General features: G+C 33.2%; 6 protein-coding genes and 1 tRNA gene. All 7 read right to left on the reverse strand.

Features of this window, described 5'->3' with window-relative positions; all coding sequences use genetic code 11:
- Positions 1-161 precede the first annotated feature (161 nt).
- Positions 162-1,178, reverse strand: a complete 1,017-nt coding sequence (galT, locus tag ENO17_04230) for a galactose-1-phosphate uridylyltransferase (protein ID HER24241.1) — start codon at positions 1,176-1,178, stop codon at positions 162-164.
- Positions 1,179-1,440: 262 nt separating this feature from the next.
- A complete protein-coding gene (locus ENO17_04235) occupies positions 1,441-2,025 on the reverse strand; it encodes an aminoacyl-tRNA hydrolase (GenBank protein ID HER24242.1) in 585 nt (194 codons plus the stop codon).
- 25 nt (positions 2,026-2,050) lie between these two features.
- Positions 2,051-2,779 carry a 50S ribosomal protein L25 gene (locus ENO17_04240; GenBank protein ID HER24243.1) on the reverse strand — a complete coding sequence of 243 codons (729 nt, stop codon included), beginning with the start codon at positions 2,777-2,779 and terminating at the stop codon, positions 2,051-2,053.
- A gap of 124 nt (positions 2,780-2,903) precedes the next feature.
- Entirely contained in the window at positions 2,904-3,875 is a 972-nt protein-coding gene (locus tag ENO17_04245; protein ID HER24244.1) for a ribose-phosphate pyrophosphokinase, read from the reverse strand.
- Between the two features lie 50 nt (positions 3,876-3,925).
- Entirely contained in the window at positions 3,926-5,329 is a 1,404-nt protein-coding gene (gene glmU / locus ENO17_04250) for a bifunctional UDP-N-acetylglucosamine diphosphorylase/glucosamine-1-phosphate N-acetyltransferase GlmU (GenBank protein ID HER24245.1), read from the reverse strand.
- Positions 5,330-5,527: 198 nt separating this feature from the next.
- A tRNA-Gln gene (locus ENO17_04255) sits at positions 5,528-5,602 on the reverse strand.
- Between the two features lie 29 nt (positions 5,603-5,631).
- The gene (locus ENO17_04260; protein ID HER24246.1) at positions 5,632-5,994 is read right to left on the reverse strand and encodes a septation protein SpoVG; all 363 of its coding nucleotides are present in this window, start codon (positions 5,992-5,994) and stop codon (positions 5,632-5,634) included.
- Positions 5,995-6,506: the final 512 nt, after the last annotated feature.

Here is a 6,506-nt window from a genome sequence, read left to right on the forward strand (position 1 = left end):
AGTATATAGTATATATTTATAGTGCATATTAAAAAAATAAGAAATTAGAAACAATCTGACGAACTAGATAACTGTCTATGTATAGACAAAATTGAATAGATAAATTTATTTCATTGGAAATTGTTTTAATTTTATTTTTACTAAACAATAAATATTATTTACTAAATATTAGTTAAGATTTTAGTTGCTTCTTCCGGAGAAATAGTATTAATGTAAAATCCTGATCCCCATTCAAAACCGGCTATTTTATTCAATCGAGGAATTATTTCTATGTGCCAGTGATATTTCTTATCCAAATCGGAACATTCTCTAATAGAAAATTCCTGAGAGGGTGCAGTATGGATTATAAAATTATAAGGGGGATTATTTAATTTTTTATTTATTTTGGATAAAATTTCTTTCATTATTCTGGCTAAACCTAAAATATGACTGTTACTAGCCTTCTCATAACAGGCATGATGGTATTTGGGAAGTATCCAGGTTTCAAAGGGAAATCTAGCGGCAAAAGGAGAAATAACTACATATTCTTCCGCTTCTTTGATTAATCTCTCTTTCGATTTTAGCTCTTGTGTTATATAGTCGCAGAAAATACATCTCCGGGTAAAATTAAAATATTCTTTAGCTCCTGCTAACTCTTCTTTTATCCTTTGAGGGATAATGGGAGTACCGATAAGCTGAGAGTGAGGATGCTCTAAAGAGGCTCCACCGTCAATTCCGTAATTTTTAAATATTAGAATATATTTTATTCTTTTGTCCTTCGATAGATCCAAATACCTTTGCCGATAAGTTTTTAAGATCAAAACAATTTGATCGATAGTCAGATTATCAATATTTTTATCATGATGGGGGGTTTCAATGATTACTTCGTGCACTCCTAAGCCGTCCATTTTGCTCAACATTCCATCTTTTTTAAGGACAATTTTCTTATCTTCCATCTTTAAAGCAGGATATTTATTGGATACTACTCTTACTTTCCATCCGGGAGTATTTTCGCTGGTACCTTCTTCCCTGAAAGAAAATATTTCCGGAGGTGTTTTATCTTCATTCCCTTCACAAAATACACAGTTACTTTTTCGCTTTTCCTCTGTTTTTATTTTATAATCTAAAGGTCTTCTGCCTCTCTCAGTAGAAATAATCACCCAATTATCAATGATAGGGTCTTTCCTCAATTCAGTCATCTCTGTTCCCCAAACCTTAAAAATAAAATTTGTTATTCTTTTTTAGTCTATTGTGGATAAAATAACAATGTTTAAGAGTTCTAATTGTATTTTTTGCATTTTGCATTGGAAACTAACGGCTATTCACTAAGTATTATTTATAACGATATTGTATCTAATTATACTTGCTTTGTCTACAAAAAAGAGACATGCTCATCCATGTCTCTTTTTTGTATTATTATCATATTAGATTTATTTTTTTATATCTATTTGAATTTTTTAATTAGGGCTCAATCAATTTCCTGTTGTATTTTCTCATAGTGTTTTCAAAGTCATCTTCTATTGTTGTTTTAATTGCCTGGGTAGAGCGTTGGATCACTTCATCTATTTTATCTTCTTCATCATGCTTAAAATTAGTCAGGACATAAGACACGTAATCAAAATTGAAGTTTAGCGAGGGATTGCCTATCCCTATTCTCAAACGAGGGATATTTTCGGTGTTCAAATATTGTATAATCGATTCCATTCCCTTGTGACCTCCGGCACTCCCCATTTTACGAATCCTGATCTGTCCCAATTCTAAATTCAGGTCGTCGTAGACTATTAATAAATCTTGAGGGGATATTCTATAATAAGAAATTACTCTACTTACAGCTCTTCCGCTTAAATTCATAAAAGTTTGCGGTTTTACCAGTATTACTTGCTGATTTTTTATCATCCCTCTGGAAATCAAGGAATAGTAGGATTTTGTTTTCTTAAATTCTATTTTCATATCCCGTGCGAGATTATCCACAATCCTAAATCCTACATTGTGCCTGGTAAATTCATATTTCAAACCGGGATTACCCAAGCCAACTACGATCTTCAATAAAACTCACTATCCTTTTGCTGTCCTATTCTTTTTTAGGTGCCGAGGTAGGAGATTTTTCTTTTGTTGGCTCTTCTTCTCCTTTATCTCCTTCAACTCCTTCTGCTACTTCTTCCTCTTCCTCAACCTCTTCTTCTACCTTCGAAGGATGAACCACTGCGGCAATAATTCTATCCGGAGAAGTTAATATTTCAACACCTTCCGGGATTTCTAATCCTCCGACAGAAATATGTTCACCTACTTTAAGATTACTAAGATCGGCCTTTAAGCTATCTGGCATCTGGTTGGGTAAACATTCTATTTCTACTTTTCGTAATTCAATTTGCAGGATACCACCTTCTTTTACTCCGATAGGTTCACCAATCAATTCAAGGTCAACTTCTAAGGTTAATTTCTCTTTTAAAGTAACTCCGTAAAAATCAACATGCATTATTTGCTTTTTTAGTGTATTATACTGAATGTTTTTAATTACAGCCAATCGGTGGACTTGTTCCTTCCCTTCATCTATCTCCAAATCTATAAGACCGTGGGACTTAGCGGATAGTATTTTGGTCAATTTTTTATTTTTGATCTTTAATATTAAATTTTCTTTATCGTGGGGGGAATATAATACTCCGGGAATCATTCCTTCTTGTCTAAATTTCTTATTGCTTCCCTTACCTGTATTATCTCTTAATTCGACTTTTAATTTTGGTTTTTTCACTCTTTCAACCTCCGGTTTAGTATTTAGTATCTCGTTATATAATTCACCAATTCATCAATTCACCAATTGAAGATATAAACTGCAATTTAATATAAGTTTTGCCTAGTTTACCAGTTTGCTATCCAAGAATCAATCAATTCGTTCAAAATAATTTGTGGATGGGTCAATTGGTTAATTAACTTCTATCTTGTTTAAATAATGTACTTATTGATGAATTGTTATGAATTCTGTTAATGGCTTCGGCAAATATTTCTGCAACCGATAATACCTTAATACCAGGTAAAATCTTACTATTGTCTACGGGAATGGTATTAGTTACCACTATTTCCTTAAATAAGCCATCATGCAAAGACTTTTCTAATCTTTCCTTTGCCGGACCGGCAAATACCGGATGAGTAGCACAAATATAAACCTGTTCTACTCCTGCATCCAATAAGGCTTGACTTCCTTTTATTATAGAGCCGGCAGTATCAATAATATCATCGACCATAATAGCAGTCTTACCTTTTACTTTTCCTACGATATGCATTATTTCTACATCATCAAAAGATGATCTGTATTTATCGATAATAGCTATTGGTTTTTTGATGCGGCCTGAAAATTCCCTGGCTCGAGCGGTTCCTCCCACATCCGGGGAAATAACTACTACCTTATCTAAGTTTTTCTCTTTAAAGTAATTTGATAATATGTTTACAGCTTCCAGCTGATCTACGGGTATATCGAAAAAACCCTGGATTTGTCCGGCATGCAAATCCATGGTGAGCACTCTATTAGCTCCAGCAGAGACCAATAAATTAGCTACTAATTTTGCAGTAATTGGCTCACGAGGCTGAGTCTTCCTCTCTTGTCTGGCATAACCATAATAAGGAATAACTGCGGTAATTCTACCGGCAGATGCCCTCTTTAGAGCATCTATCATAATAAGTAATTCCATCAAATACTCATTACTTGGTGGACAGGTTGACTGAATAACAAAAACGTCTTCGCCTCTTACGCTTTCCTCGATCTTCACCTTAATTTCGCAATCAGGGAATCTGGAAACGTCAGCCTGACCTAAAGGTACATTTAAATATCTACATATCTCTTCTGCTAAATCTTTATTGGAATTACCGCTAAATATCTTCAACTCTCTTTTATTATAAAGTATCAATATTTTATCATCTCCATCTATTTAAATTTCTCTTTTTTTATAGAATATTAACTTTTACTTTCCTTTTTTTTCTTCCGCCATCCGGGAATATTGGTTTGTCGGGAGCGAGCAATGGCTAAATTACCTGCAGGAACATCCTGGGTAATAGTTGAACCCGCTCCGGTATAAGAATCTTTCCCTAATTTTACTGGCGCAACTAATGAATTATTGCTTCCGATAAATACTCCTTCTTCTATAATAGTTTGGTGTTTTTTTTCTCCGTCATAATTGCAAGTGATAGTCCCTGCTCCAATATTGGCTTTTTTACCAACTGTAGCATCACCTAGATAAGTTAAATGAGCGGCTTTGCTGCCTTCACCCAGAATAGTTTTCTTTAATTCTACAAAATTTCCTATCTTTGCTCCTTTTTCTACAATAGTCCCAGGTCGTAAATGAGCATAGGGACCGATTTTTACTCCATCTTTAACGACGCTACTTTCTAATATTGAAGCCCAAATTCTAACTCCCGCCCCTACCTCAGTATCAATTAGATGAGTGTTTGGTCCGATAAAACAATTGCTGCCTATTTTTGTTCCTTTTTCGATAATAGTAAAAGGATAAATAATAGTGTCCTGACCTATTTTAATCCCTTTCTCAATAAAGGTACTATGAGGATCAACTATAGTAACTCCCTGAAGCATCAAGTTTTGAAGCGTTTTTTGATAAACTTTCCGGGAAGCATCAGCCAGATCCAATCGATCGTTTATTCCTATTATTTCCGAATAATCTTCTATTATTATGTTTCCTACAGTTAATCCTTCTCTTAGTAATATTTTTATCGTATCCGTTAAATAATACTCACTTTGTTTATTATCTGCAGTAACCTTTTCTAAAACTTGGAATAATTTTTCTTTGTTAAAACAATAAACTCCGCCATTTATTTCGCTAAGTTCCTTCTTATTTGCGGATAATTCTACCTCTTCAATTATTTCCTTAATTTCACTTTTTTTACCTCTAATAATTCTTCCATAACCTTTAGGATTTTTTAAAATAGCAGAAATTAAGGTACAACAAAAACTATTACTCTGGTGATACCTTAAAAGTTTTTTTAAGGTTTTTATATTTAAAAAAGGGACATCGCCGGATAAAACCAGCACATCTCCCTTAAAATCAGACAATAACCTTTTGGTTTGTAAAACTGCATGGGCAGTTCCTAATTGCTCCTTCTGCTCTATATACTCTATTTTCTCGCCAATTAATTCCCTTATCTTATCACCTTTATAACCAATGACTAATATTTTTCTTTTAATTTCGAGCTGATCAATTGTATCTAATAGATACTTTAAAATTGGTTTTCCGGCAAGATCATGAAGTACTTTAGGCAGGTCAGATTTCATTCTCTTGCCCTTACCCCCTGCCATAATAATTACGGCAGTATCTTTCATAATCATACCCCCAATTTGGTATTTCATATCTCGTGCTATATATAACTTATATCGTGTAGCGTATAGAAATAAAGTAAAAAGTAATAAGTTTAAAAAAAACAAGTTACTTATCACTTATTCCACATTAAATAACTTAGAGATCAACCAGCAAACTGGATAACTGGCTAACTAACGACTAATTTAAATTTTACCAGTTAACTAAGTAACAAATCAAAATTAAATTTATGGCTGGGGCGGAAGGATTCGAACCTTCGAATGCGGGATCCAAATTCCCGTGCCTTACCGCTTGGCTACGCCCCAAACCAATATTTTTTACCCTAGTGATTTACCTAGAACAGGTCATCTTCTTTCTTGTCAGGCTCTTCTTCTTTTTCTGTTTCTTCTTCTATTGCTTCTTTTTCTTCTTCTTTTTCTTCTTCTTTAGCTTGGGGAGCCTCTTCTAATTCCCTGTGATAGACGTCTAAAACTGCATTTTGTATCTTTTCTCTAATCTCGGTATTTATAGGATGGGCAATATCCTTATGATCTCCGTTGGGAAGTCTCTTGCTTGGCATTGCCACAAACATACCCTTGTTGCCATCGATAACCCGTAAATCATGCACTACAAAAGAGTCATCGAAAGTGATTGATACATACGCTCTTAATTTTCCTTCTGTTTCTATTTTTCTAAGTCTGACATCTGTAATTTCCACTTAATACACCGCCTTTTTAATTTTTTGTTTTTGAAATTATCACAATTAATTACATTTTCTATCTGTAGTTGTTTCTTCTAATTGCAATCTTTCCCAGCTAAATTACACACTAAAACTTTTCACTTAACTAGGCTCTTTCTGCTAACTAAATTATTACCTCCTAATTGTTTGTTTTGACTAATTTACTCCAGATACTTCACATAGCTGTTATTACCTCCCTATTTCAGTAAATGTTAAATGTTTTTATAAAAAACAAACACAGTAATAATAACTACTGTGTTTCTGGAATAATTTATTTAATATTCATGTTTTTCTTTTCTTAACAAATTATGTTTAACTTGATTTTCAGCAATATTATTAGTCAGCACGATTAATTCCTTGTTCTTTTCTGTAAGGTTTTAGTTAAAAAAATTATAACATGAGAGAATTTTATTGTCAAAAAAAGTAATTTGTTAATTGGCCAATTAAATTAGTCGTTAGTCGTTAGTATTAAATTCAAGATACAATATAAT

Source organism: Candidatus Atribacteria bacterium (assembly GCA_011056645.1).
GTDB classification, from domain to species: Bacteria; Atribacterota; Phoenicimicrobiia; order Phoenicimicrobiales; family Phoenicimicrobiaceae; genus Sediminicultor; species Sediminicultor quartus.